The 26,894-nt window shown below is 60.1% G+C and carries 31 protein-coding genes; all 31 read left to right on the forward strand.

Annotation, left to right across the window (positions count from 1 at the left end):
- Positions 1-181: 181 nt before the first annotated feature.
- The 31 genes from IPF76_RS20905 (at position 182) to IPF76_RS14600 (ending at position 26,682) form a co-directional block, all read left to right on the forward strand.
- The gene (locus IPF76_RS20905) at positions 182-331 is read left to right on the forward strand and encodes a helix-turn-helix domain-containing protein (RefSeq protein ID WP_366499725.1); all 150 of its coding nucleotides are present in this window, start codon (positions 182-184) and stop codon (positions 329-331) included.
- Positions 328-672, forward strand: a complete 345-nt coding sequence (locus IPF76_RS14455) for a VRR-NUC domain-containing protein (RefSeq protein WP_293845436.1) — start codon at positions 328-330, stop codon at positions 670-672. Before IPF76_RS20905 ends, IPF76_RS14455 begins: the two co-directional genes overlap by 4 nt.
- Before the next feature lie 212 nt (positions 673-884).
- On the forward strand, positions 885-1,607 hold the full coding sequence (locus tag IPF76_RS14460; RefSeq protein WP_293845440.1) for a hypothetical protein: 723 nt from the start codon (positions 885-887) through the stop codon (positions 1,605-1,607).
- Positions 1,600-1,875, forward strand: a complete 276-nt coding sequence (locus IPF76_RS14465; RefSeq protein ID WP_293845443.1) for a hypothetical protein — start codon at positions 1,600-1,602, stop codon at positions 1,873-1,875. The genes IPF76_RS14460 and IPF76_RS14465 overlap by 8 nt, the downstream gene beginning before the upstream one ends.
- A 22-nt stretch (positions 1,876-1,897) precedes the next feature.
- Positions 1,898-2,773, forward strand: coding sequence for a hypothetical protein (locus IPF76_RS14470; RefSeq protein WP_293845445.1), 876 nt, complete (start codon positions 1,898-1,900; stop codon positions 2,771-2,773).
- Positions 2,774-2,927: 154 nt separating this feature from the next.
- Positions 2,928-3,431, forward strand: coding sequence for a hypothetical protein (locus tag IPF76_RS14475; RefSeq protein ID WP_293845447.1), 504 nt, complete (start codon positions 2,928-2,930; stop codon positions 3,429-3,431).
- A 535-nt stretch (positions 3,432-3,966) separates the two neighbouring features.
- Positions 3,967-4,428: a helix-turn-helix domain-containing protein gene (locus IPF76_RS14480; RefSeq protein WP_293845450.1), complete on the forward strand. Its 462-nt coding sequence runs from the start codon at positions 3,967-3,969 to the stop codon at positions 4,426-4,428.
- Positions 4,429-4,438: 10 nt separating this feature from the next.
- A complete protein-coding gene (locus IPF76_RS14485) occupies positions 4,439-5,656 on the forward strand; it encodes a PBSX family phage terminase large subunit (RefSeq protein WP_293845453.1) in 1,218 nt (405 codons plus the stop codon).
- Complete coding sequence (locus IPF76_RS14490; protein ID WP_293845456.1) at positions 5,644-7,476, forward strand: hypothetical protein; 1,833 nt, start codon at positions 5,644-5,646, stop codon at positions 7,474-7,476. Before IPF76_RS14485 ends, IPF76_RS14490 begins: the two co-directional genes overlap by 13 nt.
- A gap of 228 nt (positions 7,477-7,704) precedes the next feature.
- Positions 7,705-8,442, forward strand: coding sequence for a hypothetical protein (locus IPF76_RS14495; RefSeq protein WP_293845459.1), 738 nt, complete (start codon positions 7,705-7,707; stop codon positions 8,440-8,442).
- A gap of 51 nt (positions 8,443-8,493) precedes the next feature.
- Positions 8,494-9,606 (forward strand): DUF4043 family protein, encoded by a 1,113-nt coding sequence (locus IPF76_RS14500; protein ID WP_293845463.1) that lies wholly within the window; start codon positions 8,494-8,496, stop codon positions 9,604-9,606.
- Between the two features lie 50 nt (positions 9,607-9,656).
- Positions 9,657-9,878, forward strand: a complete 222-nt coding sequence (locus IPF76_RS14505) for a hypothetical protein (RefSeq protein ID WP_293845466.1) — start codon at positions 9,657-9,659, stop codon at positions 9,876-9,878.
- Complete coding sequence (locus tag IPF76_RS14510) at positions 9,878-10,426, forward strand: hypothetical protein (protein ID WP_293845468.1); 549 nt, start codon at positions 9,878-9,880, stop codon at positions 10,424-10,426. Before IPF76_RS14505 ends, IPF76_RS14510 begins: the two co-directional genes overlap by 1 nt.
- A gap of 216 nt (positions 10,427-10,642) precedes the next feature.
- The gene (locus tag IPF76_RS14515) at positions 10,643-10,888 is read left to right on the forward strand and encodes a hypothetical protein (protein ID WP_293845471.1); all 246 of its coding nucleotides are present in this window, start codon (positions 10,643-10,645) and stop codon (positions 10,886-10,888) included.
- Between the two features lie 66 nt (positions 10,889-10,954).
- The gene (locus tag IPF76_RS14520; protein WP_293845474.1) at positions 10,955-12,892 is read left to right on the forward strand and encodes a sialate O-acetylesterase; all 1,938 of its coding nucleotides are present in this window, start codon (positions 10,955-10,957) and stop codon (positions 12,890-12,892) included.
- Positions 12,889-14,169 carry a DUF1996 domain-containing protein gene (locus IPF76_RS14525; RefSeq protein WP_293845477.1) on the forward strand — a complete coding sequence of 427 codons (1,281 nt, stop codon included), beginning with the start codon at positions 12,889-12,891 and terminating at the stop codon, positions 14,167-14,169. The genes IPF76_RS14520 and IPF76_RS14525 overlap by 4 nt, the downstream gene beginning before the upstream one ends.
- Positions 14,169-15,506, forward strand: a complete 1,338-nt coding sequence (locus IPF76_RS14530; RefSeq protein ID WP_293845480.1) for a packaged DNA stabilization protein — start codon at positions 14,169-14,171, stop codon at positions 15,504-15,506. The genes IPF76_RS14525 and IPF76_RS14530 overlap by 1 nt, the downstream gene beginning before the upstream one ends.
- Positions 15,507-15,917: a hypothetical protein gene (locus tag IPF76_RS14535; RefSeq protein WP_293845482.1), complete on the forward strand. Its 411-nt coding sequence runs from the start codon at positions 15,507-15,509 to the stop codon at positions 15,915-15,917.
- 49 nt (positions 15,918-15,966) lie between these two features.
- Positions 15,967-16,659, forward strand: a complete 693-nt coding sequence (locus IPF76_RS14540) for a hypothetical protein (RefSeq protein WP_293845485.1) — start codon at positions 15,967-15,969, stop codon at positions 16,657-16,659.
- Positions 16,656-17,066: a hypothetical protein gene (locus tag IPF76_RS14545; protein WP_293845487.1), complete on the forward strand. Its 411-nt coding sequence runs from the start codon at positions 16,656-16,658 to the stop codon at positions 17,064-17,066. The genes IPF76_RS14540 and IPF76_RS14545 overlap by 4 nt, the downstream gene beginning before the upstream one ends.
- Before the next feature lies 1 nt (position 17,067).
- Positions 17,068-18,015 carry a hypothetical protein gene (locus IPF76_RS14550; RefSeq protein WP_293845490.1) on the forward strand — a complete coding sequence of 316 codons (948 nt, stop codon included), beginning with the start codon at positions 17,068-17,070 and terminating at the stop codon, positions 18,013-18,015.
- Positions 18,015-18,149 (forward strand): hypothetical protein, encoded by a 135-nt coding sequence (locus IPF76_RS14555; RefSeq protein ID WP_293845493.1) that lies wholly within the window; start codon positions 18,015-18,017, stop codon positions 18,147-18,149. Before IPF76_RS14550 ends, IPF76_RS14555 begins: the two co-directional genes overlap by 1 nt.
- The gene (locus IPF76_RS14560; RefSeq protein WP_293845496.1) at positions 18,136-18,855 is read left to right on the forward strand and encodes a hypothetical protein; all 720 of its coding nucleotides are present in this window, start codon (positions 18,136-18,138) and stop codon (positions 18,853-18,855) included. The genes IPF76_RS14555 and IPF76_RS14560 overlap by 14 nt, the downstream gene beginning before the upstream one ends.
- Positions 18,856-19,090: 235 nt before the next feature.
- Entirely contained in the window at positions 19,091-22,072 is a 2,982-nt protein-coding gene (locus tag IPF76_RS14565; RefSeq protein WP_293845499.1) for a hypothetical protein, read from the forward strand.
- 100 nt (positions 22,073-22,172) lie between these two features.
- Positions 22,173-24,293, forward strand: coding sequence for a hypothetical protein (locus tag IPF76_RS14570; protein WP_293845502.1), 2,121 nt, complete (start codon positions 22,173-22,175; stop codon positions 24,291-24,293).
- Complete coding sequence (locus tag IPF76_RS14575) at positions 24,290-24,670, forward strand: hypothetical protein (protein ID WP_293845505.1); 381 nt, start codon at positions 24,290-24,292, stop codon at positions 24,668-24,670. The genes IPF76_RS14570 and IPF76_RS14575 overlap by 4 nt, the downstream gene beginning before the upstream one ends.
- Positions 24,667-25,227: a lysozyme gene (locus IPF76_RS14580; RefSeq protein WP_293845508.1), complete on the forward strand. Its 561-nt coding sequence runs from the start codon at positions 24,667-24,669 to the stop codon at positions 25,225-25,227. The genes IPF76_RS14575 and IPF76_RS14580 overlap by 4 nt, the downstream gene beginning before the upstream one ends.
- Complete coding sequence (locus IPF76_RS14585; protein ID WP_293845511.1) at positions 25,224-25,499, forward strand: hypothetical protein; 276 nt, start codon at positions 25,224-25,226, stop codon at positions 25,497-25,499. Before IPF76_RS14580 ends, IPF76_RS14585 begins: the two co-directional genes overlap by 4 nt.
- A gap of 280 nt (positions 25,500-25,779) precedes the next feature.
- On the forward strand, positions 25,780-26,076 hold the full coding sequence (locus IPF76_RS14590; protein ID WP_293845513.1) for a hypothetical protein: 297 nt from the start codon (positions 25,780-25,782) through the stop codon (positions 26,074-26,076).
- Entirely contained in the window at positions 26,073-26,429 is a 357-nt protein-coding gene (locus IPF76_RS14595; protein ID WP_293845516.1) for a hypothetical protein, read from the forward strand. Before IPF76_RS14590 ends, IPF76_RS14595 begins: the two co-directional genes overlap by 4 nt.
- Positions 26,430-26,475: 46 nt before the next feature.
- Positions 26,476-26,682 carry a hypothetical protein gene (locus IPF76_RS14600; protein WP_293845519.1) on the forward strand — a complete coding sequence of 69 codons (207 nt, stop codon included), beginning with the start codon at positions 26,476-26,478 and terminating at the stop codon, positions 26,680-26,682.
- Positions 26,683-26,894 lie beyond the last annotated feature (212 nt).

Below are 26,894 nucleotides of genomic sequence, written 5' to 3' on the forward strand. Positions count from 1 at the left end.
TGTCGTTCACCCAAATATCCCGCAAGCTAAAAACCCGCTCGCGCTGCGCTGTGGCTGGGCTGTCGCACAGGGGGCGCCTGTGATCCCCTCCTGGTACACCCCTCCCGCCTACATGGCGTCAACCCCCATTGAGCTGGTCCGCTGATCGCGCGGACGCTGGCCACGACGGCTGCTGACCACGATCGGCCCGTCAAGGCCACGGCCGGTTTGCATCGTCCGCTGGCGCGCAATGAAGGCGCTACGGGACCATGGCCGCTCACTGTCATCCATTGGGCGCATCCTCAATCGCGACCACACCACGGTCCTGCACGGACTGCGGAGGGCAGGGTGATCAAAGAAGCCGGAGTCCAGCGCATGATCCGCGCCTACCTCGCCGCCCGCGGTATCGAGAGTGTCTCGTTCCCCAATGGCGCGATATTGGCAGGCGACCATAACGCCCGGATGCGACAAATGGCAGCACTCAAGTCTGCTGGTCTTAAAAATGGTATGCCCGACCTTCAGCTATTTAACAAGGATGGACGCGTCGCGTTCGTCGAGGTCAAATCAGCAACCGGCACCCTACAGCAATCGCAGAAGGATTGCCACGCATGGCTGATCGGCATCGGGCATAACGTCGCTGTCTGCCGGTCTGTTGAGGACGTTACGGCTGCTTTGGCGGAATGGGGATGGTAACCCCCTTCGACCCCGTGTTGACCCTGCTCGCCAAAGAGGCTGCCGTGCGCCCGCCGCAACGAGGGGCTTGCGCGATTTGCCTGTTTAGTGCAAGAAGTGGGCGCGGCCACATCTGTTCTTTTCCGGGACCAGATGCGCGACGCGGCCTAAGCTGAAGGAGCCGACCACGCCCATGTGCGATATACATTCACCTGCATTACGTTGCAAGCCCAATGGCAAAACCCGTCATGGGTAAGTTGCCATGGTTCCGGCTTTACAGCCGCATCATCGACGACGACAAGTTGCGTCTGCTTGCATTTGAGGATCGCTGGCACTTCGTCGCCTTCTGCTGCCTCAAGTCCGAAGGCCTCACCGATGAACCCGACAGCGAACTTCGTTCCCGAAAAATAGCTGTGAAGCTTGGCGTTCAATTGCGTGAATTGGACGAGGTTGCTCGCCGCCTGAAGGAGGTAGGATTGATCGACGAAACCCTGTCTCCTACCGCTTGGGACGAATTGCAATACCGTAGCGACAGCAGCACCGATCGCGTCAAAAAACACAGGCAAAAGCAAGGCCGTAACAATGTGAAACGTTCCGGTAACGTTTCAGTAACGGCCCAAGAGACAGATAAAGATACAGATACAGAAGAACCTAACGGTTCTCGCCCATCTGGTGATGGACCCTCGCTGCGTCCTGAGCATGTCGTTGAGAAGTGGAATGAGGTAGCGTCAGCCCTTGGCAAGCCAAGAGTGCGCGACCTAACGCCAGAACGCCGCCAGCTCGTCAAGGCGCGGATCGCGCAATACAGCATCGACGACTTCGTTGCGGTGTTTGGCAATATCGGCGCGTCTCCCTTCCTGCGCGGTGACACCGGGAAGAATTTCTGCACATTCGACTGGGCCATGAAAAAGGCCAACTTTCAAAAGATCATCGAAGGAAACTACGCAAATGGATAACCCACTCAATTCTCGCGCCCCATCGGGCGACGGTCTGAAATTCGACGTGGCTGGCCTGCAAGCCTATTGCGACCATCTCAACCGCATGAACTTCGTCCAAGCGAACGGGTGGGAGTATTTTGTCAACCAGCGCACGATGCCGAACGGGAGCCTTCAACGCTACGTTGACCGCCGCGACCACCAGCGTTCGATGCCGCCCCGCCTGGTGCAACAGGCCAAGGCCGCGCTCACCCCGCCGCGCGAAACCCGCCAACCGTACGCCGACTGACTATCAACAAGGGAGAATTAAAATGGCTACCGCTTTATTTAGACGACCGACTGCCTACCCCGTCCTCACGATTGATGAGATTGACAGGATCAAAACACCAGCCGCTGGTGTGTTCACGATTACACCTGAGTTTGCGGGCCACATTATGGATCATCGCAACACGCTCAACCGTGGCAAGAAGCAGGCGTTGATTGGGCGTATTCGCCGGGATTTGGATAGTGACCGCTTTCGCCTGAATGGGGAGAGCATTGTATTTTCCGACCAAGGCGAGCTGCTGGACGGTCAACACCGCATGGAAGGGTGCCGCCAGTCGGGTAAATCGTTTGAGGCGGTAGTGGCTCTTGGGATCGAGGGCGGGACGCTCGCAACGATTGACCAGTCAATGGCCCGAACAGCCGGTGACATTCTTGCGATCCAAGGTGATCTCACAAAGCCGGTAGCGGAAACGGCGGCTTGCGTTGCTCGATACATTGCCGGTTACCACAAGGGCAACCGCTCGACATTCGGTCGCGTAACCGAAATTTCGCGCGACCAGTCAATCGCTGAGATCCAGCAAAATCCCAATATCATTAGCGCGTCCGAGTGGGCTATTTCGATGCGTAAGGACATGCGCGGCGTCACCATGCCCAGCATGATAGCCCTCGCCAGAACGGTCCTTGAGGAGTGTTATCCGGGCCGGGAAGAGGATGTTGTTTATTACCTTGAGCGCGTCGCGATTGGCGATGACATCCAGCAGGACCAACCAGCCTTTACAACGCGCTCACGCCTGTCGGCGGCCAAGCAGCGGCTGTCCATCCCAGTTACGCAAGAGATCCTTTTGCGTGGCGCCAAGGCGCACATGGAAGGGCGCGCCCTGACGAAAATGCAGGTCCACAACTGTCTACCTGAACTCGGGTGACCTTCCAAAAGATGACCAACGACCTGATCGACTACAGGCAGGGGAGGTACACCGTGGACCAATTGAGGGCGCTATACCCGACGTGGAAGGTCAAGCCAGAGGACGCGAAGTTTTGTGTGAACGCAGCAATCAACGCAGGGAGGGTCAAGGCATAATGGCACGGGCTGGACGTAAGCGCAAAGAGGGACGCCGCGACGACAAGGGCAAGCTACGCCCCATCAACATGCCGGATCGGGGTAACGAACGCACGGCAGCCAAGCGTGAGAAGTACGGCACGGACGGCGGCGATGCAATTGGCCGCGCTTACCGCATGGGATTGCTTGGTGAGGACGGGCAGCGCCTTATGCAGACGGCCCGCTCGATACACCGCGCATACTGGCCCATGTTTGGTGTTGGTCCCATAGGCTGCACCCTTGGCGACCGCACCGGGGGAGGGGGCGAGGGCAACCTGCTACGCGAGCAATGGCTGACCATGACGATACAGCGGGTGGACAGGATGGGCCGCAATCATCGCAGGGCATTCGATGAGATGGTGCTGGACTTCTGGCCTGACTATGGGCCGCTGTGGCTCGACGTGCTCATTGCCAAGCAGGACTGCGAGAACAGCAAGGCCAAGCTTGCGTTGGCGCTCGACGTTCTGAATGAATTAGCCGCTTGACGTATGCCCAAAAATTAGGCAAACACGGATTAATTCAAAATGGTGCTCTGCGCCATAGGGCTGTCCAATCGCGGGCAGCCTTTTTTGTTTCGGCGCTTCCCACTGGCGCCGACCCCGCCGCCACCATCCGACGCGACCACATGATAGCAATGCTAGTACATGCGTTCGGCACTGGTGCGCGGCGGGAAGTTTCTAGGAGGTCGTTATGGCAGGAGGCCGACCGACCGACTACGACGGCGAGGGCGGAAACCCCCCCCCCCCCGGAGGGGGAGGGGGGGGGGGGGGGGGGGGGGGGAGGGGGGGGGGGCGGGGGGGGGGGGGGGGGGGGGGAGGGGGGGGGGGGGGGGGGGGGGGGGGGGGGGGGGGGGGGCGGGCGGGGGGGGGGGGGGGGGAAGGGGGAGAATCTGTTGGGGGGCCGGATTTGCGGTTCCCCACCGCTGGTGCTTGAGAGCATCGCGAATGTCCGTGCGCCGATCAGATTCCTTAAAGCCGACGGGTTAGAGTTTAACGGCCTCGTCGCAAACTACGGTGACGCATGAGCCGTCCTCCAACATATCAGGAGAGCTTTGCAGAGCAGGCTCAAAAGATTTGTGAGCTTGGTGCAACCGACCAAGAGATTGCCGATTTCTTCGAGGTTGATGTTCGGACGATCTATCGCTGGAAGCATGATCACGATGAGTTTTGTCAGGCCCTAAAAGCTGGCAAGGATATTGCTGACGAGCGCGTTGAGCGCAGCCTGTATCAAAAGGCTATCGGCTACGAGCAGGACGAGGTGAAGATATTCATGCCGGGGGGCGCGTCTGAGCCAGTCTATGCGCCGTTCCGCGCAAAGATCGCGCCGGACACGACTGCTGCGATCTTCTGGCTCAAGAACCGCCGTTCGCAAGACTGGCGTGATGTGAAGTCGAATGAACACAGTGGGCCCGACGGCGGACCCATTCCGATAGCGAGGGTTGAGCGTGTCATTATCGACGCTAACAATCCAGACACCCCGTAGCTTTGCACCATTGCTGGCAGCGTCCCGTTACAAGGGCGCACATGGCGGGCGAGGATCGGGCAAGTCGCATTTCTTCGCGGAGATGCTGGTAGAGCGAGCAATACTACAACCGGGGCTGCGAGGCGCTTGCGTCCGTGAGGTTCAGAAGTCGCTCAAGAACAGCGTCAAGCTGCTGGTAGAGGACAAGATACAATCGTTGGGCGTCTCGCACCTGTTTGAGATCCTGGACGCAGAGATACGAACACCGGGCGGCGGCATCATCATCTTCCAAGGGATGCAGAACCACACGGCCGACAGCATCAAGTCGCTGGAGGGCTTTGACGTAGCGTGGGTTGAGGAGTCGCAGTCACTAAGTCAGCGGTCGCTGGACCTGCTTCGCCCGACGATCCGTAAGCCGGGAAGTGAACTGTGGTTTAGCTGGAACCCGAACAAGCCGACCGATCCTGTTGACGTGTTGTTGAGGGGAGACAGCCCGCCGAGCGATTCTGTGGTGGTTGAGGTTAATTGGGACGCCAATCCTTGGCTACCGAGCGAGCTACGGGCCGATCTGGAAGATGACCGGCGCCGTGACCCGGATAAGTTCATGCACGTCTGGCAGGGCCATTACAGCCTGAACAGCGAGGCGCGGGTGTTCCGCAACTGGAAGGTTGAAGAGTTCCCAACGCCAAGCGATGCAATCCACCGTTTCGGTGCCGATTGGGGCTTTGCGATTGACCCGACCGTGTTGGTTCGGTGTCATATCGACGGGCGCAAGTTGTACGTTGACCATGAGGTGTGGGAGGTCGGTTGCGAGATCGACAAGACCCCGGCGCTGTTCGACAAGATCGCCGGTAGCCGCAAGTTCCTGATCCGAGCAGACAGCGCCCGACCTGAGACAGTCAGCTACATGAAGCGGCAGGGGTTCAGGATTGTCCCCGCCATCAAGGGGACTGGTTCGATAGAGGACGGGGTAGAGTTCCTGCGTTCGTTCGACATCGTGGTTCACCCTAGATGCGAGAAGGTGGCTGAGGAGCTGGCGCTGTATTGCTACAAGCGCGACCCGCAGACCGAAGAGATACTGCCGTTTCTGGACGACAAGAACAACCACACGATTGACGCCCTTCGCTATGCGCTGGAGGAGCTTCGACGGTCGGGGTGGAAGCCAACAGACGACAAGCCAAAAGGCCAGCGCGACCGCTGGACCAAGGCCTTGGATAGAGAAGAAGGGGAGAGTTCTTGGAGAACGTAGACACCCTTCTTGCCGATTTCGTGCAGCAGTTCGAGGAAAGCGAAGACGCGACCCGTGACAGCCGCGAGAAGGCTGAGCGCGACCGCGACTACTACGACGAAAAGCAATGGACCGCAGCCGAAAAGGACAAGCTCAAGGCGCGCGGCCAGCCTGATGTCACCTACAACCGCATCAAGCGTAAGGTCAACGCGATGCAGGGTCTTGAGAAGCAGACCCGCAAAGACCCCAAGGCCTTCCCGCGCACCCCCCAAGATGAAGCTGCGGCCCATGCTGCTACCGACGTGTTGCGTTATGTGTGCGATGATAGTCGGTGGGACGACAAGCGCTCCGAGGCGTCCAAGGAACTGGCCGTAGAAGGCACCTGCGCTATCATGGTGGGCGTCAAGCAGGTGAAGGAGGGGATTGACCCCGACGTTCGCCATATCCGCTGGGATCGCTTCTATCACGATCCGCACAGCGCAGACTTTGATTTTGCCGATGCGGCTTACATGGGCGTCGTCATCTGGTCGGATCTCGACAAGGTGGTCGCGAAGTACCCCGAAGCTAAAGACGTGTTGGAGGCGACGTGGATCGCAGCGCGTGACAGCGAGACATATGACGACCGTCCGAAGCATAGCCTGTGGGCAGACTATCGCCGCAAGCGTGTTCGTCTGTGCGAGCATTACGCTCTGACCGCTGACGGCTGGACGTTCTGCATCTTCACCAAGGGCGGGTTTGTTGTCGAGCCTATAGCCTCGCCGTACCTCGATGACGAGAGCAAGCCTGAGTGTCCCATCAAGGCGGTGAGCCTGTATGTGGACCGCGACAACAACCGTTACGGCGAAGTGCGTACCATGATTGGTGCTCAGGACGAGATCAACCACCGCCGCAGCCGTGCGCTGTGGGCGAGCAATGCCCGTCAGGTGCGTGTGTCGAACAACGTCGGCAAGGATGCGAAAGAGATTGCCCGCGAACTGGCCAAGCCCAATGGGGTGCTGGTTGGCGAGGCCGGTGAGGTTGAGATCCTCCAGAACAACGACTTTGCCGAGAACCTCCAGCTATTGCAGGAAGCCAAGGCAGAGATTGACTTGCAGGGGCCGAACGCTGCCCTTGGCGGAAAGAACGAGCGCGATATGTCGGGCCGTGCGATCCTTGCGCAGCAGCAGGGCGGCATGACCGAGCTTGCGACGTATCTGGACCGCATCAAGACGCTGAGCCTGTCGGTTTATCGTTCCATATGGGCGCGTGTTCGCCAGCACTGGAACGGCGAGCGGTGGATTCGCATCACCGACAACGAGAACAACATGAAGTTCGTCGGCATCAACCAGCCGGTTACGATGGTGCAGAAGGCCGCTGAACAGTTCGGCGTGACCAAGGAGAACATGGGGCAGGCCGATCCGCAGATTGTGGCGCAGCTCCAGGCATTGGCCAACGATCCGCGCGGTCAACAGGTTGTGGCGGTTGAGAACAATCTTGCCGAGCTTGATGTGGACATCACGATTGACGAGGGCATCGACACCCCGACGATTGCGGCGGAAGAGTTCCAGAGCCTTGTCCAACTGGCAGGGACGGGAACGGTGGTTATCCCGCCTGACGTCCTGATCGAAGCCAGCAGCCTGCGCAACAAGGAGCGCCTGCTTGAGATGATGAAGCAAGGCCCGTCGCCTGAGGAAACCCAGATGCAGCAGCAGGCCGTGCAGATCAAGATGGCTGGCGAGGCTGCGAAGGTTGCCAAGACCGAAAGCGAGACTGCGGAGAACTACGCGCAGATCCAGAACATGGGCGCCAAAACACAACTTGAGGCGCTTGGGGCGGGTATGCAGCAGGGCATGGCGGGGTGACCGAGCCGGTCATCATCGCCACAGAGATTATCGAGGACGGTAAAGCCGTAGGCCTTCTGTTGAGGGAGGCAGACGGCACCGTGTCTGCAATCAGGATTTCAGTCGAGCAGCTAGCCGACTGACGAGCTTGCGCCACTAGGGCGTTAAGATGGGCCGCCGCCACAACGGGCGATAAGTGCGCCGCCTGCCATTAAAGGGCGATTCGAGGGTATCATGGAGACGAAGAGCTTGGACGAACTGCTTGGTGATGAACCGGCAGAAGTGATTGACGCGCCGGTTGTAGAACAGCCGGTGGAAACCGAAACGGAAGCAGAGGCCCGCGCTCGCGACGAGAAGGGCCGCTTTGCTCCCAAGGGCGATGAACTGGATGCGCCGCCTGCATCCGAGGACAACAAGGCAAAGGGTCTGGAAGCAGCAACAGCCGATGAGCGCCGCAAGCGCCAGGCGGTCGAAGCTGAACTTGCAGCGATCCGCGCCGAACTTGAAGCCGCAAGGACGCCGCCACCTCCCGCTCCCGATCTTTGGGAGAACCCGGAAGGCTGGCAGCAGCACTTTGGCGGTCAAGTCGTCAGTCAAGCCGTCGAGCAGGCTTCGCGCAATGCTACGCTCAACATGTCGGAAATGCTGGCACGGCAGAAGCATGATGACTTCGACGATGTGAAGGGTGAATTTCTCGCCCTCGCCGAAGCCAATCCGCAACTGGTGCAGCAAGCCCTGAACGATCCTCATCCGTGGGCCAAGGCGTATCAAATCGCCAAGAACCACAAGACGATGAGCGAATTGGGGGCAACCGACCTAGACTCGATGCGCAGTAAAATGCGCGAGGAAATCATGGCCGAGATGGCTGCGAGTGCCATTCCCAATAGCGGAGGCATCCCGCCCACTCTCGCTAACGAACGCAACGTAGGAAATCGAAGCGGTCCAGCATGGTCTGGGCCGAAGTCGTTGGACGAGTTGCTTAGATAACAACTGACTCCGCGCTGTGAAGCGCCGCGTCCCATAGATGGATTTTTCAACATGACGGACACGACCCCCGCCACCGGCTTGGTGGTTCAGCAGTGGGAAGATAAATTCGCCACTGAGTATTATCAGGGCCTCCAGAACTTCAAGCCCCTGATGGGCAAAGACGAAAACGCGGTTATCCAGGTCAAGGAAGACCTGACCAAGAAGGCCGGTGACTCGATCACCATCGCCCTCGTTAACCGCCTGACCAACGCTGCTGTCACCGGCACCTCGACGCTGGAAGGCAACGAGGAAGACATGACTTCGCGCAGCATGCGGATCTATGTCGATAAGCGCCGTAACGCGGTGCGCGTCGCAGAGATGAGCGAGCAGAAGTCGGCAATCTCGCTGCGGAACGCTGGACGCGCCACGCTGCTTGACTGGTCGATTGAAGACACCCGCGACATGATCATCACGGCGCTGGGTTCGCTCAACGGCACCGCGTTTATCAGCCGCACCGCTGCAATTGCAGATGCGTGGCTGGTGGACAACGCCGACCGCGTCCACTTTGGCGCTGGCGTTGGTGCGTTTACCGACCTGTCGGCTGACCTTGCGTTGCTCGACACCACGGCTGATCTTTTCAATGCCACCGCACTTGATGCGATGATCTTGAAGGCCAAGACGTGCAGCCCGAAGATCCGCCCGATGCGCGACCCCGGCAACGGCAAGCGTTACTACGTGGCGTTCGCCAACCCTCATGCGTTCAAGAACCTGCGTGACAGCCTTGATACCGAAGTTCTCGCATCGACTGTGGTCGAGAACCAGGCATCGAAGCTGTTCGAGGGCGGCGACATCATGTGGAACGGTGTCATCGTCAAGGAAACCGACAACCTGCCGGTTTACGAGAACCTCGGCACGGCTGGCACGGCGGAAGTCACGCCGGTCTACCTGTGCGGTGGTCAGGCTCTTGCGATTGCATGGGCGCGCCGCTGGAAGACCGTCACCGAGACGTTCGACTATGGTGACAAGGACGGCGTTGCCATCGACGGCATCTATGGTGTTCGCAAGATCATCTTCGGCACCGGCGCTGGCGACACGGATGACACCAAGGACAACGGCGTTGTCACTGGCTTCTTCGCAACCACTGGCACGGCGACTGTCGCTGCCGCTGCGGCTGCTGAGGATTGATAGGATTGGGGAGGGCTTAACGGCTCTCCCCTTTTCTTTGGAGATTACCCATGAAATTCATTTATCGCGGCGTGTTCAGCAAGGGTCTGGACACCGAAGAACAGTTCGGCGTCACGTTCAAGGGCCGCGAGCCGTCTGAGGTCGCTGAGGCACCGGCTATCAACTGGATGCTGGCCCATCCCGACTATGAGCCGCAGGCTGACGAGGTTGAGGCTGTCGCGGTCGTTGAGGACAAGCCTAAGCCCGCCAAGAAGGCGCGTAAGGCAAAGTAATGGCCACCTGTCGATCGGTTATAACCCGAGCGCTGCAACAGGCCCGCATCGTGCCGCTTGGCCGCGATCCCACGTCGAAGGAGGCGGAGGCAGGGATGCTGGCATTGCGGGGCATCTATGATGGATGGGCAACTGGCGGCATGTTCGGGCGCCTGACCGATGTTTACAAGTCGGAAGATTATACCGCTGAACCAGGCGACCGCATTTTCGCGGACGATGCGACCATCACGCTTCCCGATACGGTTGAAGGCGATGACGGCACCCGCATTCCGCGCGATCTCGCACAGATTTCAGTCAACGACGGCACATGGCGGCACTGGATATGGACCGGCCTCTGGACTGAGCTAACCGGTCTGACACTGGATAGCGAAGCCCCATTGTCCGAACGTGACCAAGAGGGGCTGTCGTCCCTGCTCGCAATCTATCTTGCGGAAGGCTTCGGCGAGAGCGTCGGGCAGATGACCGCAAGCCGAGGGATGCGCTTTCAAGGCGGCGTTTCACACAAGTTTGGCTCCACCCAGGACGTTGTTGCGTCCGATTATTTTTGAGGCACTGACATGCAAATTGGACCGCGCAACGGAGCCGGGAGCGGTTCCCGTGAAGGGCCGACGGCGGTCGCATGGCTTGTGGGCACGGACAGCGCCCCGGCCCGCCCCCGCCGGCCTCGCCCCCCCCGGGGCCGGCCGCCGCCGGGGGCACAAGGGAGCCCCGATACCACGCCCCGCTGCGACATTCAATTCAAATAGCGGCTTAAAGGAAAACTCATGGCAGACAAGCCTTTTGCCCCGTTGCCTGCGGGTACGGTGAATATTGACGTGAGCAGTTCATCGGGCCGCGTTGCCATCACCGGCACGGCTGAAAACATCCGCATATTCAACGACGGCACGGCCTGGCAGGTCACTTCGGCAATGCGTCTGTTACGGCTGCTGTCGCCACGGGTATGCCAGTCGGCCCCGGTGTGTGTGAGGTCGTCGGCCTCGCTCTTAGCAACTCGAACCGTGACACGCTGAACGTGGCTGCGATTGCGGCGGGTTCAACCGGCAAGATCTACTTCACCCCCGGAGCGGGAATCTAACGTGGCAGTCCATTGGGGCGGTCGCGGGCGCGGCCATACCAGTCGCTGGACTGCTGCTGCTACTGGTGGCACCCCCACGCCCAGCCAATCTGTCATCCTGGTTCCGCTGCTGGGCCAGTCCAACATCGTCGGCCTCGGCACGATTGACGGCCTCGACGCGGACGTGACCGATGTTTATCAGTATGGCGGTCAAAGTGCCCTTGCTGGCTCCTACCTCCAGCTTTCAACCGACATCACCCCGCTAGGCCATCCTGATGCGGCGATCTACAACCGCGTCGGTCCCGGCATCAGCATTCTGACGAAAGTCAAGGCGCAGAACCCCAGCGCAATCGTCATCGGCATTCCATGCGGCATCGGCAGCATTGGCTTGGTTGCCAGTGGCTGGACATCCTCGCCAACACCGGGCGGCGGCGGCATTCGTTTCGAGTTCGCGGTTGACCAGTACATCGACGCAAAGGCCGCTGCTCTCGCCGCATGGCCTAGCGCGACTTTCTCGACGATCAGCTTCTTTGTTCAGGGCGAACAGGACGCTGCGACATCGGTAGCGCAGGCGACATATTACGCCGCGCTGGCGAGCTTCGTTGCGGATTGGCGCTCGCGGACAAGCGCAGCTGGATCGAAATTCGTCATCGGCTCGATGCTGCCGCAGAAGTTCATCCCCGGCTCGCCCAACTATCTCGCCACCTATGCCGCGATCAACGCAGCGCATGTTCAGGCATCGCTCGACATCTCGAACGTCTATTACTCGCGCGGCCCCGATGATCGGACGGCGAACGATAACCTGCACTATCAGCCTGCCGCCGTGTCCCGCCTTCAGGGCGAGTATATGGGCGACACGCTCACCGATGTGACCGGCCCGACGATTACCAGCGTCAACACCTATTCCAACCTCGCGGGATCGGCGCTGTCCTTTGTTCTGACGGCAAGCGACACCTACGGACATGCGACGTTCCACCTCGATGGCGGCGCTGACGTTGCCCAATTCGAGATAAGTGATCCGTACATCACGCCAACCCTTCGCTGGACGGGCAACGGCACCGGCCCTGCTGCGGGAACCTATGTTGTGGGCATCCGCGCGCGCGATGGTGCGGGCAACTATGGAGCTACGCAGACGTTCACACTGACCGCTTCGGCGGAAGTCAGCCCCGCAACCTTCTTCACCTCCGGCGAACGCGGCGCGGTCTGGGATTTGACCGATCTTACGTCGCTGTTCCAAGATGTCGCTGGCACGACGCCAGTAACCGCAGCGGGTCAGACGGTCGGCAAGGTGCTAGACAAGAGCGGCAACAACAATCATTGGGTTGCCGCTGCCGATAACACCACGCGCCCGCTCTATCAGGTTGATGGCGACGGCAAGCCTTACCTGTCGTTCGACGGCAGCAATGACATCCTGTTCGGTGCAACGCCCCATGCCACGACGACGAACGGGCGCTACACCTGCGTCATGGGCCTGTTCGCAGCGGCTCCCGCAGCAACGCGCTACGCCATTGGCAGCTATTCAACGGCTACGACCACGCCTTTCGTCGAACCCATTAGTGCGGCGGCGAGTGGCGGCAACCTGACGCCATCAATGCGCAACGACAGCGGCAACGGCGCCGGAACGCTGCCCGTCCTCACGGGGATGCTCGATAACGCGACGAAGCGGGTTATCCACAGCGGGTACAATGGCAGCAACTCGACGTTGCGGATGCGGAACGGTGCGGATCGACCCGCTGGTGGCGGCACGGGCAGCTATCAAAGCACGACACAGGGCACATTCGCCAATAATTTCGCGCTGACCCGCGCGGCTTTGGGCGGTCGAGGCTTTAACACCCCGTCCAGCTTCTGGCAGGGGCGCATCTACAGCGGCTTCAACATCAACCGCTACCTGTCGGACAGCGAAATCACGGCTGGCGAGGATTGGGTGGCATCGCGCATTCTGACGGCGGCACTGCCATGAGGCGCCTAGCCCTTCTGCCTGTCCTGCTGGCATCCTCTGCGACAGCGCAGACCACCGACGAGCGCCTTCAGAAAGCCCGCGACGAGGTTAACCTTGTAGAGAACGCAGCCAAGCGCGCGGTCGCTGCTTGTGACAAGAAACTATACATCAAATGCCGGTTAGAGGCCAACGACGCTGCCAACGCTGCCCGCCGCGCGCTGTATGCGATTGACGCGGCCATGAAGCATCAGCATCCCGTCGAACCACCCGTCATCACCTTCCCCAAGGTGGGCGATGTGCTGCCGGTAGCATCGGGCCTTAACATCGCCTCGCTGCTAGGGGCCAAGAGCATCCCGCCCAGCGGTGCGCCCGATGTTGTCGGCGCATTCCGGTTTCTCTGCGGTCCCGGTCAGATCAGCAATGATGATCCGATTGTCTATCCCGGCAAGAAGGGCGCCGCGCACACGCACCAGTTCTTCGGCAATCTAGGCGCTGATGCCAACTCAACCTATGACAGCCTGCGCAAGTCCGGCGAAAGCACCTGCCAGAACGACCTGAACCGTTCGGCCTATTGGATGCCCGCCATGCTCGACGGCAAGGGCAATGTCGTTCGCCCTGACTTCGTTTCGATCTACTACAAGCGCCGCCCTGCCAGTGATGCGTTTTGCTCGACTGCGGCTAAAAGTTGCGCCGGAATCCCGCGCGGTCTGCGTTTCGTGTTCGGCTGGGATCAAACCCGCCCCAATGAGGCACAGCCGGACAACGCCAAATTCTTCAACTTCAAATGCGTGGAAGGATGGAGCCCGACCACCGCCGCATTCCCTGACATGGTGGAAGCAACAAAGTCGTGCAAGCCGGGTCAATGGCTCTCAGCGACGATCAGCACACCAGAATGCTGGAACGGCGTTGGTCTAGATAGCAAAGACCACCGCAGCCACCTCGCAGCGATGGTGCGCGACCGCAACAGCGGAAAGCTCTCCTGTCCCGCGACACATCCGGTCATCATCCCGCAATTCACAATGGGCGTTCGCTACAGCATTGAAGCAGGCGAGGACCCGACCAAGTGGGAATTGTCGAGCGATCACATGCTGCCCGCTGCGCTGCGCCGCCCCGGCGCGAGCTTCCACAGCGATTATTTCGAGGCGTGGCAGGATGAAATTCGCCTGCGTTGGGAGGCCGGTTGTCTCGACAAGATGCTAAACTGCTCGGACGGCGACTTAGGCGACGGGCAGATCATGGCGCGCGGAAAGCATTACCCGCAGCCGAAAGCCTCGCCGCGTCTGGTTCCGGTGTCCTGATGCCCGCCCTTGATTACGGCAAAGGCGCATACACGCGCAGCAGGGGCAATTTGCCTGAGCTTCCCGTCATCAACATGTTCGTCGAGCAGTCCGGCGCTGATGGAATAGTCATGCAGTCACACAAGGCGCTGCTTGAGGTTGCAGAGGTTGGGCCGGGTCCGGTTCGTGCGAAGCTCGAAAAAGACGGCGTGTTCGGCGGTGACAGGTTCGTCATCAGCGGAAGCGGACTATATCGCAATGACACGCTGATCGGCAGCGTTGACGGATCCGGCGTCGCCTACATCATCGCATCTGACAGCGAAGTGGTGTGCGGTCGCGGCGCTACGGCCTACAGCTACAACGGGACCGACTATCAGGCGATTGCATTTCCTGACGGTGCAAACGTCGTCACCGCAACATACACAGCGGGTTATTTCATCTTCCTGCGCGAAGGCACCGGCAAATGGTACTTCTCGGCGGTCGGCAATGCCCGTTCGGTTGATGCGCTTGACTTCGCCACGGCTGAGAACGAGCCTGACCGCCTGCTTGACGTTGCGGTCATTGACGGAGTGCTGATCTTCGCAGGACCGAACAGCATCGAGTTCTGGGGCGGGACGGGTAACGCAGATCTACCGTACACGCCAATTCAACAGCGGGTATTCGAGCAAGGAGTGATCGCAACTGGTTGCTTGCAGGTTGTCGATAACACTTTCTTCTGGATCGGGCTGGACGGCATCACCTATCGCAACGGCGAGGTGCCTAAAGCTGTTTCGGATGACGGCATTGTCGAGCGGTCGCGGGCATCTGAGGGCCACCGCCTGTTCCTGATCGAAGATGAGCGCCACAAGTTCCTCTGCCAGCGCCACGACCTGAACACGATGCTGTTCGACGTGACGACCGGCGAATGGTCCGAGCGCCAATCCTACGGTCGCACCAACTGGCGCGCGGGTCCGGGGCTTGGCGATGACGAGACGGGCAAGATCTGGTCACTGAGCGGCTACATCGATGCAGAAGGCGTGTTTGAGCGTCGTTTCCGCGCGGGGTCACGGCTTGAGGCAACGGCAGTAGTCAACAACCTTCGTCTGACGGCGGAAGTCGGCACCACGGATTATCTGACCGGCACCTATGTCGAACCGCTGATCGAGATGCGCGACAGCCGCGATGCTGGCAACACCTGGAGCGATTGGGAAGCGGTCAGCCTTGGCGCGCAGGGCGTTTACCGCGAGCGCGTCGAGTGGCGGGCTTTGGGCATGTTCGACGATCCCGGCATGCTGTTCGAGTTCCGCATGACGGCACCAACGAGTTTCAGGCTTTCCGCTGTGGAAGCAAACGCAAGTGGCGGCGGGAGGTCGCGTTAAATGGCAACGGCACAAATCTTCAACAGCTTTAAAGAGGCTCTAGCTGACAAAATCCACAATCTCGGCAGCGACACGCTCAAGTTCATGCTGACCAACACCGCGCCGAGCCTTGCGAATACGGTCAAGACGGACATAACCGAGATCTCGGCGGGCAACGGATACACGGCAGGCGGGACGGCGGTAACGGTCACGTCATCGGCGCAGGCCGGGGGAACCTACAGCCTTGTGCTGGCGGCTTGCACATTCACGGCGGCTGGTGGGACAATCGGCCCGTTTCGCTACATCGTCCTATACAACGACACGGCAGCAAGTGACGAGCTGATCGGCTACGTCGATTATGGCACGGCCTACACCTTGCCAGATACCCAGCCTTTCACGCTGACCGCAGGGACGTTCTTTACCCTTGCCTAGCTTCTCATTCGCCCCGGCATCGATGGTGATGACTGGCGGCGAGGTAGGAATGACGCCTGTCCGCATGTCATATGCGGCGGCAGCGATTGTTTTTGGCGGTGGCTCGGTTCTGATGGGGCCGAATTTCGCGGTTGGCTTGCAGGGGGGAACGGTTCGCCTTGATCGCCTGATGCGAAGCCTCCCTATTGGGGGGAATGACGGGCCGACGATGCAGTTCCAAGCCCTATGGCAGAAGAATTGCGAAGCGGTGGAAGCGGCGTTCTTTGCGCAAGGTCAGCAGATCGATTTCCTGACAACCATCGTGACGGGCCTACAGGAAGCCCAGAGGGCGGCAGCAGAGGCCAATCAGGGGGTCGCAACGCTCAATGCCGGGGTGAGCCTGTCATCGAGCCGTACGGAGCCTGTGGACGGCCTTCTGACGGCAAATAGTGACGGTGTGGTGTCCATCTCTGCACACAGCCGGGTTTACACGACTGGCAGCACGGAAACGAGCGTCACGGTCAATGCGGGATCGGTGAGCGGCTTTGCTCCCGGTGCCTTTGTCCGGGTGTTCTACAACGACGCAGCGAGGGTTGGCGGGGCTGTGGCATATCAGGGAACCACGGCGGAAGTCACGCAAACGGGCGACACGCATGTCATCGGCGGGGTTCTTATTCCTGAGGTTGGCTCACCGCCTGCAACGGGTGAGGGAACGACGCCACCGGGTTACGTCCGCCAGAATACAGGGGCGCAAGAGTTTTGATCCGCGCTGCCACGCTCGACGACATTCCGGCGATGTTAGAGATGGCGGCAAGGTTCGCGCTCAAGTCAGGAGTGGAGGTCGGTTTCTGCCCCGATAGCGTTGATACGCTGCTTCACGGATTGATTGAGAACGGTGTCTGTCTGGTTGGTGACAACTGCATGGCGGGCGCGGTGGTGTTCGATCACCCCTTTAATCGCGCCCACAAGGCCGCACAGGAGCTTTTCTGGTGGAGTGAGGGGCGAGAGGGGCTGAGGCTCCTGGATGCTCTGGAAACGGCTGTGCGGGAAGCTGGCTGCCATTCCCTGACGATGATTACTCTTGAAGCGGTGAATCCCCAGGCAACCGGCAGGCTTTACGCCCGCAAGGGCTTCCGAGTGCTGGAACATAGTTACATGAAGGTGTTTTGATATGGCGATTGCAACGGGTTTAGCCATTGCGGCGGGCGTTTCTGCGGCGGCTGGGATCGGCGGCGCGGTTATCGGGTCGAAGGCGCAGAAGAAGGCGGCGGCGTCCGCTGCTAAAACGGCTGCTGACACGACAGCCTCCAACAACGCGCTGTCGCGGGACATCTACAACCAGAACAAACAGACGCTTTCGCCGTTCGTCAACACCGGGGTAAACGCGAGCGGCGCAATCAATGCCCTGCTGGGGCTTGGCGGTCAGGGTCCGCAGGTCGGCACACAGCAGCAGCAGGCGCTGCCATATCAGCCAAACTACATGAGCGGGGCAATCGGTCAGACGGGCGGTTATTACAACAACGCCCCGATGGGTTATGAGAACATGGCCGGCGACATGCAATATGGCGGGTCGATGGGTTACAATCCCGGCGACGTGATGACGACCAACGTCAACACCACGGCAGCCCCGCAAACCGGTCAGCAGCAGTATCAAAACGCCTTCGACAATTACAAGAATAGCACGGGCTATCAGTTCCGCCTTGGTGAAGGCGCGAGGGCTTTGGATAACAGCTACGCCAGCCGGGGAGTGGGCCAGTCAGGTGCCGCTGCCAAGGCTGCACTGCAATACGGTCAGAACATCGCATCGGGCGAGTTCGGCAACTACCTGAACGCGCTCATGGGCCAGCAAGGCGTCGGTCTATCGGCAGCGAACGCGCAGGCCGGTGTCTCAACCAACTTCGTCAACCAGACTACTGCGAACAACAACAGCGCATCGTCTGCTGCCGCCAACGCTGCAATCGCGAACGGCAACGCCACCGGCAATATGTGGTCGGGGATCAGCAACAGCATCGGCGGTGCGGTAGGCAACATCTTCGGCAGCAGCTTTGGCGGGGGTTCTGGTGGTTCAACCGGCTCGCAAATCGGGTTCCGCATTCCCGGACAGGCGGGGTTCTACTGATGACCGACGAACAGAAAGCCGAATTGAAGGCGCTCGAACAGAAGCTGGCAGCCCGCAAGGACCGCCCCGGCTGGGCCGACAGCTACAAAGCCATTGAAGCACGTATCGCGGAGATCAAGAATGACGCAAATTAACTGGAACGCGCTCCAGTCATTCGACATCGGCGGGGCGTTTAACAAGGGCATGGAGGCTGGACAACAGCGCCGCCGTGAGCAGGAAACCGACAACGCCTTGCGGGCATTGGTTGCCAATCCCAATGACCCGAACGTCGTCAACGACCTTGCACGATATGACCCCCGCGCTGCCTTGCAGATCCAGGGCCAACAGGCACAGCAGATGCGGGCGCAGCAGGAAGCCGAGGCCCGTCAAGGCGCTGTCCGTGGTGACCCGCAGGCGCTGGAGGCCTTGGCCGGGTTTAACATGGATGACTACATCAAGCTCGATGACCGCAGCAAAGCGCAGTACAAGCAGGGCATCGAGACCATCGGCCAGCTCGCGCTCATGGCAGACACCCCGCAGGAATGGGACGACACGGTTCGCCAGCTTGCACAGGGCGCGCCTGAGTTTCAGAAGTACATTGGCCGCTTCGATCTGCGCGAAAGCGTGATTGCACAGGCTGGACAGGCGAAAGAGTTCATCGCGCAGAACGAACCCAAATACATGACCCCGGCAGCGGATCAGGATTTGGTCAACGTCCGCGACCCCGCCGCATTGGCAGAGTTCCAGCGAAACAGGGCAGGCAGGGCGGCACAAAGCCAAGCCATGCCGCCACCGCCTCCCGGCTTCCAGATCGATGGAGGTCCGACGCCCACCGCGTCGGGTAACTTTCCGGGGTCTTGATGGCGAGCGGGTCACCAGCACTTACCGCGATCCCGCCCGCAACAAGCGCGTCGGCGGCGTATCAAACAGCTTCCACATGCAGAAGGATGCACGGGGCAACGCACTTGGCCGCGACAGCACCCCGCCTCCCGGCATGAGCATGTCGGCATATGCTGCCCAACTACGTCGCCTCAATCCAGACAAAGACGTCATCAACGAGGGCGATCACGTCCACATGGAACCGAAAGGCCGATAAATGGAAGGTCAAACCGCCACTAACCCGCAGACTGGCGAAAAGGTCGTCTTGCGCGGTGGCCAGTGGGTTCCTGTAGGGCAGGCTCCACAGCCCGCGCCGCAGTCCCGCGCTCCCGGTTTCATCCCCGGCACTCCCAAAGCGCCGAACCCTTATGATATGCAGCAGGACGACATCGCTAATCAGCGAGCCGCTGAGGACCAGCGGTTGCGGCAGGAAGCGGCAGCCCGCGAGGCTGCCAAGTTCGCCACCGAACAGGCTGAGCGCGACGAGAAGCTGCGCGTTACGACCGGCGCGAAAGACAAGACGGCGGCAGTCTTGCGCAGCAACCTCGAAAACATTGATCGCATCCTCAAAGACGCGGACGACAACGGGGGATGGGGAGAGACCGGCACCAGTGGCGCGATCATGCGCGCGATTGGGCCGTCTGGCACCGCTGGCTACAGCCTCGCATCCGAACTGGAAACGCTGAAAGGCAATAACGCCTTTACTGCGCTGATCGGCTTGGCGGAGCAGGGCATCAAACTGACGCCTATCTCAAACGCGGAAGTTAAGCTGGCTGCCGACTCGATTGCCAACCTCGATCCGAACGCTGACCATGAAACCTTCATGCGGACGCTTCGCAATCTGCGGGAAAAGTACAGCGAGACGCTTGCAGGGATAGAAGGTCCAAGCGTATCTGACCCGCAAACTGCCGCGCAGATGACGCAGGGCATGGCTGGTGCGTTCACTCGGCAGGGAAGCGAGCCTACCCCGTCGCCGCAGGGTCCGGAAGGTCGCGGTGCAATTCCAGGTGCGACTGCTGACAATCTGGCGTTCGACATCGATCAAGGAACTGGCGCGTTTGGTTCCCAGATCGAGGGCAACCGCCTAAATTCTGCCCAAACCACCGCCCTTGACGCGTTCCTTAAGGCGAACTCTGGCAACCCCAATTTCGGCCCCGAACAGCTTGGCAGTTTTTATCAGTCGATAGGCGTTCAAGGCTCGGTTCCTGCTAGCCCCGAGTTTTTCGACGCGGTTCGCAGTGGTAAGCCGTTCGACACGGCGCCAGATTACACGGCCTCAGACGCGGAAGCCAAGCGCCGCGCCATGGATGCTTCTCTCAAAGAATCTCCAGAAGGCACCGACCTTTCCATGGTTGGGGGCCAGAAGGGCTTGATGCTCAATATGAGCGACGAGATCCGTGGCGGCATGGGCGGTGTTAGCTCTATGCTTCGCGGCGATGGGTTTATGTCGGGCTATCAGAGCGAGCGCGACATTGAACGCGCATTGCAGGAGCGTAACCGGGAGCAGAATGGCTTAACGCCTGAACTAGTTGGCGGGCTGCTCACCCCGGTTGGCGTTTTCGGCACCGCCAAAACCGCGCGGCAGTTTGCCAATCAAGGCGCGGCATTGGGGGCAGCCGCAGGCTTTGGCGAAGGACAAGGGGCAGGCGGATCTGCCACTAATGCCCTGCTTAGCGCTGGTGTCGGTGCAATCGTTGGCGGCACAATCTCGCAAGCGCCCCGCGCGATCAACGCACTGACGCAGGCAGCGCCTGTCCAGCGCGCTACAGGTGCGGTTAGAAATGCTTTGAGGCCAGCCTCGCCAGCCGGTGCGCAAGATCTGGTTGATGCCGGTCAGCGCCAAGGTGTTCCGGTGCGCTATGGTGATGTTGACCCGCAGCGCCTAGCCCAGAAGCGCGGTGTCGCTCGCGCAAGCGAGGAGGGCAACCGCATCATTCGACAGGCGGATGCCGAAGATGTCGAAGGCATGACCAACGCCGTCAACAGGCTGGGACAAGATGGGACTCCTGCCGCTGACAAGTTCGAGGCCGGTGCGCGCGCTCAGGACGTGTTAGGGCGTCAGAGCAGCCGGACAAGGGACGAGGCGCAGCGCCTATACCGCGTAGCTGAGGAATCATCGGATGGGGTGCGCATAGCCCCCCGCGCCGCCGTCAACACACTCAACGACGAAATTACCCGTCTGCGGGGAGAGGGGGCAGACGATGCCCTGATTAACTACCTCACCCGGCAGACTGAAATGCTGCGCCGCCCAGAGGGTTGGACCCCCATGCAGCTTCACGCATACAGGTCCGGCCTAAGGAAGAACATCCGCACGGCTGGCCTTCCTGTGGAGGCTGCTGAACTGCCTTTGATCCGTGCAATCGAGTCGGCCAGCACCGACCTGCAACAGGCTCTAGCGGGCAACAATCGTGCGCTATCCGCTGTTCAGAGGGCGGATAGGATTTGGTCAGAGCGGACAGCCTTCCGCCGTCAAGTCGGTGACAAGCTGTTTGGCAAGGATCGCAGCTACTCGCCAGACCAGACGGCGCGCGCGCTCGACAATATGGCTAAGACCGACACGCAAAGGTTCTCCCGTTACATGGACGAGCTTGAGCCGCAGGAAGCCGCCGACCTTCGCGCCACATATGCCGCTGACATCGGGCGTGACGGGCAGGGCAATTTCTCCATGGCTCGTTTCCTGACCCAGACCCATGGCAAACAGGCCACGCTTACCCCCAGGGCGATGCGGGCAATCTTTGGTGAGGACGGGACGCGAGCAATCGCTGACTTGCGGGCGATTGCTACTGCCAAGCAGGCGGCGGCGAGCGAGACAAACTACTCCCGCACAGGCAATGTGGTTTCTTCTGGAATCAAGGGCCTGCGCGCTCTTTTGTTCGCTGGCCTTGGCGGGGCGGCTGGTGGCCCAGCAGGGGCTGTAGTTGCTCCTGCTGCGAGCGGCTGGTTCTCTCGCCTTGGTGAGCGTCGAGCTGCGCGATTGATCACAAATCCTGACTTCACCCGCTGGCTGAGGACTGCACCGAACAGCGCAGACCCCGCTGTCATTAATCGTCACTTCGACCGCCTGAACAAAATTGCCTCGCGCGAACAGACATTCCTGATGGACGCCAAGGCGATTCAGAGTTTCATGGCGGAACAGTTCTCAAAAGGGACGGGCCGTGCAGCAGCCGATGAGGACACCGGCGATAACGGGCGTAAATAACCACGCCAAAACGAGCGCACCGGCTCGCCAGATAATCTTCCACATCACCAATCAATAACACAAACGGGGGCCATTGCGCCCCCTAATTTATGGGGCAATCATGGCAGCAGAACTTCTCACCGACGCCTCGCGGGCGCTGGACGCGAACGGCAATCCCTTCTCCGGTGCAAAGTGGTATTTCTACGCCACCGGAACGCTGACCCCGCAGGCCGTCTATGCCGACGCTGGCCTAAACACGTCGCTGGGCGCTGTGGTAACAGCCGACGCAGGCGGTCGGTTCGTCCCAATCTATCTCGACTCCGCGCTAAGGTATCGCGGCATCCTCGAAAACGCCACCGGCACCACCACAATCTATGACATCGACCCGATCAACAGCGGGTTTATTTCCCAGCTTGCCTACACGCCCGCAATGCAGGGCATCCCCGACGATGGCAGCGAAGCGACCGACGTAACTGCGGCTATGCAGGCGCTCGCCGCTGCTGCTGCCGCTGCGAACCTCCCTGTAAAACTCGGCCCCCGAATTTACCGCGTGAGCAGCGAAATCGAGTTCTTCACCTCCGTATCGGGCGAGGATGGAACGGTTATTCAGTCCACCTCCACCGGGACTAGCGGCTGTGTGGTTCGCATGTCTGGACCCGGTGCGGTCGAGAACCTTGTCATCGACGGCAATGTAAGCGCCGATCCTTCGCCTTGGAGCGCTGGCAATTTCGACAGCTTCACCGGGGCAGAGGGGCTTATCATCGGAGCGAATGGTACCCCTGTAGCCGGGGTGTCGGTAAAGAACGTCACGGCCCGCAACGTGCGCCGCGCCGGGTTCAAGGTCGAGTTTGAAAGCAGCGGCGTATCGTTTGAGGGCTGCACTGCCGATCGATGCCGCGGTGCTTTTGGTGACGGCTTTATCGCCATGGCGGCGCGGCAGGTCAGCTACAAGAATTGCACGGCTACTGACTTTACCCGCATTGGCTTTGTGGCTGATACCTACGGGGACGCGCCCGGCACGTTCTGCGATCAGGTGAGCTACGAGAATTGCCGCGCCGAGGATGGGCATGATGCCTCGATCCTTTACGGGGGCGGTGAGTATAACGCCGGGTTCTGGGCTGAGAAGTGCGGCACGGTGTCATGGCTGAACTGTGTCGGCGTGGACACCGGCAGCCGGGGCTATGTGTTCGCAACGGGCGAGCCTATCAACGATCAGGCTGCGGCTGAGTTTACAGCTACGAACTGTTCGGTTGAGGGGGCCGATACGGGCTTTCTTGTCCAGGCGCTTTCTGGTTTCGCGGTCAAGGCGCAGCTCGTCAACTGCAACGTCGCGACGGACGGGACGACGGCTTATGCCTTTGCTGCCGGAACGGCGCGAGACGTGTTGGTGATGACCAACTGCGCATCGTCGCTGTCAGGCACCAGCGACGCGCGTTCGTCGGTGAAGGCTGGACCGGGAACGCTGATCATCGACGGGTTCAGCGAGACGTGGGACACGATCAATACGACGCACCGGGACAGCGGGAGCGTGTTTTATGCCTCGCTCGGTCACTTCGCCGACGCGGTGGGCAAGATCGTTGTGCGCGACTGGAAAACCTACGACGATACCGGGGCGCAGATCTATTCGGTGTTCAAGTTCCTTTCGGAAACCGCTGCCAGCCTTGACCTGACGGTTGAACGCTGCCGCCTGCGCGGTGTCGGCATTGCCGGTATCAGCCTGAAAGCCACTGATGTGGACTGGCAGCGCCTTGGATCGATTGATTGCCCCTACGTGTCGATCAGGGGCGGTTCGGACCTTGAGACGGATTCGGTCTTTTCGCTGCCGGTCCGCTCGACCACCCGCCGTATCGAGTTTGACGGGGTGTATTTCAACCTGACCGCAAGCGCCAAGTGGGTCGCGCTGTTTAACGTCAGTAACGTCGATCCATGGGCCAAGGTGTCGTTTCGTAATTGCGAGTTCGTCAAGAATTTCGAGACGGGCAGTAATGCGGTTGTTCTCACGATGTCCGGTGGCGATTCCGGCACGATTGCAGGGACGACAGGCGCCAACCATCTGCTCGCCTCTGACTGCATATTTACGAACACGGGCGGCACGACAGCAACCCCTATCTTCCACATCGACAGCACCACCGATGCGGGCGGGAAGCTGCACGGACGGGGCAACCTCAAAACGAGTACGATCACCAACCCGGTGAATGGCTCCAAATTGGCGACGGCGGCGAGCTTTGAGGCTTGGGGATGACCCAGCAATCCGACACCCATAGCATCGGTGATGAAGCACAAATCCGCAGGATCACCGACCCGATCGCGGGGGCGGCTGCGACCATCGCAATCAGTGAATTTGCATCGCAACACCCGGAGTTGAGACAAGGCAGCGTGACAGCAGAAATACCCCCGCCCTTGAAATGGGCGAGCATCATCATCGCAGGCCTTTTCACCGCGGGGGCTGCCACGTTGGCCTTCTGGTTGGTGTCGTCGGTTAGTTCGATGCAGGTGACGCTGGCGCGCATGGACGAACGATTGGCCAACCAGACGGCGGTTCAGTCGGAACAGCTCAAAGACATCTCGGGCCGCGTGACTGCGCTTGAATCCTATCATCGGCAGGGAGTTGTTCAATGAACGCCAAGGCAATCTTTGACACCGTCCGCCCATGGCTCGACAGCAAGGGTTTCACGCCTGACCGCATTGCCGCGCTGGACGCTGCGATTGCGGGGGAGGTGAAACCTGCTCCATCTGGCCGCGTTCTTAGCCAAGCGGGCGTGGATCTGATCAAGCAGTTTGAGGGGCTTGAGCTTAAAGCCTACCCCGATCCCGGCTCTGGCGGTGAACCTTGGACTATCGGCATCGGACACACTGGCGGCGTTCGTCCCGGTGATGTCATCACGGAAGCGCGAGCCGAACAGTTGCTACGGCAAGACGTTGGGCGCTTTGAAAAGGCGGTTAACAAGCTGGCGCCGCGCACGACGCAAAGCCAATTCGACGCAATGGTCAGTCTCGCGTTCAACGTGGGGGAGGGCAACCTTGCAAAGTCATCGGTCATCCGAAAGCACAATGCGGGCGACTTCGCTGGTGCCGCACAATCGTTCGCGCTGTGGAACAAGGCCGCTGGGCGCGTCATGGCAGGCCTGACCCGTCGCCGTGCCGCAGAGGCTTCACTTTACCGGAGCGGATCATGACCAACAAGATTCCTCACCTTCGCGTCGTTGTAGCTGTGTCCGCCGCAGCCATAGCAGGGTTTGCCGTCATCAGCGCATACGTGCTGGGCTATACCAATGACGATGTGACCAAGGGCGGCATCGTGGCGACATGGCAGAACGTGGCGCTGCTCGCGTTCGGCTTCTGGCTTGGCTCGTCGAGCGGCGGCAAAGGCAAAGAGGACGCACCTAGCGGAACAGCGAAAGATCCTGTCGCCGTTACTGAGGTGGGGGAGAGGCACGATACTTTTTAGAGCGCCGCTGGTTTGCGTTTTGCTGGCTGCGGGTCGCCCATCTACAATTTTCAGCGGAGTACGGACCATCATTATCTATGCGATCGAGGGAATGCTTGGGAGACGGCCTCTTCCCCATGTCTTGCAGGAAGGCCTCAGGGTTCGCCATCCATCCCTCGCACATCGTAATCCCGCGCCCGCCCCAACCTTGCCAGTCCCTTCCCTCTGGGTTCGTGCATCTGTCCTTCGCTTTGTAATAAGCGCGAATCTCAGGCGTCATTGCACCTCGGCCACTGTTGCCATGGCGATAACTTTTCTGGCTGGTGTGTTCGACCCGGTAGCATCCGCAGCTTTTGGAGTGACCATTCCTCAGGTTTCTTCGGCTGACAGTGTGCGCGGTGCCGCAATCACAAATACAGTCCCAAAGGACTTCCGTAGGATGATGCCCGCCCTTGGCTATCACGACCAGTCGGCCGAACCTTTGGCCTTGCAAATCAATCATTTTCATATGCTCAGAATAGCATCTTTTGCATTTCGGGGCAAGCCAGAAGATCCAGTGACAGTGACCGAGACGCATCTTGAGGAGTTCAAGCCATGATCAGCGTTATCGCCACCCTGCTTATGACCCGCGCGAACCTTGGCCCGAAGGTGGCAAAGGCGGGCGCGTGGGCGGTCATTATCATCCTCGCCTTGATCCTGCTGTTCGGCGCATATCGCCTCATAACGGGCGGTGAGAGGGCAAAGGCTCGTCTAGGCGCCAACCAGACCGAATCCGCGATTGAGAGCGGTAAAGATGCTGTGAGCGCGTCTGGCGAGGTAGCCAAGTCCGAAACCGACCGAACCACGAAAGCCGAAGGAGCGAAAGCCGATGTCCGCAATGCTAAAACTGGCGCCGATGCCGATGCTGCTGCTCGTCGCGGCCTGTGTGAGCAGTCCCCCGATCTATGCTAGCGCAACCCCCTGCATAGAACTGGTGCCGCCTGAGTGGCGTGACGGGGTGGCGACCGCGCGACCGGGGCAAATCGCCCCCGATGCCAGCGACCTTGAGATTGCGAAGGTGTGGCAGCAATTCGGGATCGATCAAACGGTTAAGCTGGTGACGGCCAATGAGCGGATTGCGGCGACGTTCGGGATAGTCGAGCGGTGCGCTGATCGGGATGCCAAGGCCGTTAGAAAGTCGCGCAGTTTTCTCGGCATCTTCTGAATTATCGAACATCGCGGGGGCGCATGGGGCGCGGATGGCTTAGGCTGTCCGCGCTTTTTGCGTTTATGGGCTAGAGAATCCGCCCCTATTGTGGCATAGAAGAACTGTCTTCCCTGCCATGTGTAGGGGTAGCATTCGGGGTCGGTTCACCATTTGCTGGGGACCGGCCCCCGCACGGCGGCGAGTTAGGACAGGGAGATCCCGGTCGGCTC

This window comes from Sphingopyxis sp., assembly GCF_016704835.1.
Taxonomy (GTDB): domain Bacteria; phylum Pseudomonadota; class Alphaproteobacteria; order Sphingomonadales; family Sphingomonadaceae; genus Sphingopyxis.

What these genes read in the sequence shown, in the direction of transcription:
- IPF76_RS14460 (WP_293845440.1), top strand. Translation starts at nt 885, where the DNA reads ATGGCAAAACCCGTCATGGGTAAGTTGCCATGGTTCCGGCTTTACAGC.
- IPF76_RS14465 (WP_293845443.1), top strand. Translation starts at nt 1,600, where the DNA reads ATGGATAACCCACTCAATTCTCGCGCCCCATCGGGCGACGGTCTGAAA.
- IPF76_RS14470 (WP_293845445.1), top strand. Translation starts at nt 1,898, where the DNA reads ATGGCTACCGCTTTATTTAGACGACCGACTGCCTACCCCGTCCTCACG.
- IPF76_RS14475 (WP_293845447.1), top strand. Translation starts at nt 2,928, where the DNA reads ATGGCACGGGCTGGACGTAAGCGCAAAGAGGGACGCCGCGACGACAAG.
- IPF76_RS14480 (WP_293845450.1), top strand. Translation starts at nt 3,967, where the DNA reads ATGAGCCGTCCTCCAACATATCAGGAGAGCTTTGCAGAGCAGGCTCAA.
- IPF76_RS14500 (WP_293845463.1), top strand. Translation starts at nt 8,494, where the DNA reads ATGACGGACACGACCCCCGCCACCGGCTTGGTGGTTCAGCAGTGGGAA.
- IPF76_RS14505 (WP_293845466.1), top strand. Translation starts at nt 9,657, where the DNA reads ATGAAATTCATTTATCGCGGCGTGTTCAGCAAGGGTCTGGACACCGAA.
- IPF76_RS14510 (WP_293845468.1), top strand. Translation starts at nt 9,878, where the DNA reads ATGGCCACCTGTCGATCGGTTATAACCCGAGCGCTGCAACAGGCCCGC.
- IPF76_RS14515 (WP_293845471.1), top strand. Translation starts at nt 10,643, where the DNA reads ATGGCAGACAAGCCTTTTGCCCCGTTGCCTGCGGGTACGGTGAATATT.
- IPF76_RS14525 (WP_293845477.1), top strand. Translation starts at nt 12,889, where the DNA reads ATGAGGCGCCTAGCCCTTCTGCCTGTCCTGCTGGCATCCTCTGCGACA.
- IPF76_RS14530 (WP_293845480.1), top strand. Translation starts at nt 14,169, where the DNA reads ATGCCCGCCCTTGATTACGGCAAAGGCGCATACACGCGCAGCAGGGGC.
- IPF76_RS14535 (WP_293845482.1), top strand. Translation starts at nt 15,507, where the DNA reads ATGGCAACGGCACAAATCTTCAACAGCTTTAAAGAGGCTCTAGCTGAC.
- IPF76_RS14540 (WP_293845485.1), top strand. Translation starts at nt 15,967, where the DNA reads ATGACGCCTGTCCGCATGTCATATGCGGCGGCAGCGATTGTTTTTGGC.
- IPF76_RS14550 (WP_293845490.1), top strand. Translation starts at nt 17,068, where the DNA reads ATGGCGATTGCAACGGGTTTAGCCATTGCGGCGGGCGTTTCTGCGGCG.
- IPF76_RS14555 (WP_293845493.1), top strand. Translation starts at nt 18,015, where the DNA reads ATGACCGACGAACAGAAAGCCGAATTGAAGGCGCTCGAACAGAAGCTG.
- IPF76_RS14560 (WP_293845496.1), top strand. Translation starts at nt 18,136, where the DNA reads ATGACGCAAATTAACTGGAACGCGCTCCAGTCATTCGACATCGGCGGG.
- IPF76_RS14565 (WP_293845499.1), top strand. Translation starts at nt 19,091, where the DNA reads ATGGAAGGTCAAACCGCCACTAACCCGCAGACTGGCGAAAAGGTCGTC.
- IPF76_RS14570 (WP_293845502.1), top strand. Translation starts at nt 22,173, where the DNA reads ATGGCAGCAGAACTTCTCACCGACGCCTCGCGGGCGCTGGACGCGAAC.
- IPF76_RS14575 (WP_293845505.1), top strand. Translation starts at nt 24,290, where the DNA reads ATGACCCAGCAATCCGACACCCATAGCATCGGTGATGAAGCACAAATC.
- IPF76_RS14580 (WP_293845508.1), top strand. Translation starts at nt 24,667, where the DNA reads ATGAACGCCAAGGCAATCTTTGACACCGTCCGCCCATGGCTCGACAGC.
- IPF76_RS14585 (WP_293845511.1), top strand. Translation starts at nt 25,224, where the DNA reads ATGACCAACAAGATTCCTCACCTTCGCGTCGTTGTAGCTGTGTCCGCC.
- IPF76_RS14590 (WP_293845513.1), top strand. Translation starts at nt 25,780, where the DNA reads ATGGCGATAACTTTTCTGGCTGGTGTGTTCGACCCGGTAGCATCCGCA.
- IPF76_RS14595 (WP_293845516.1), top strand. Translation starts at nt 26,073, where the DNA reads ATGATCAGCGTTATCGCCACCCTGCTTATGACCCGCGCGAACCTTGGC.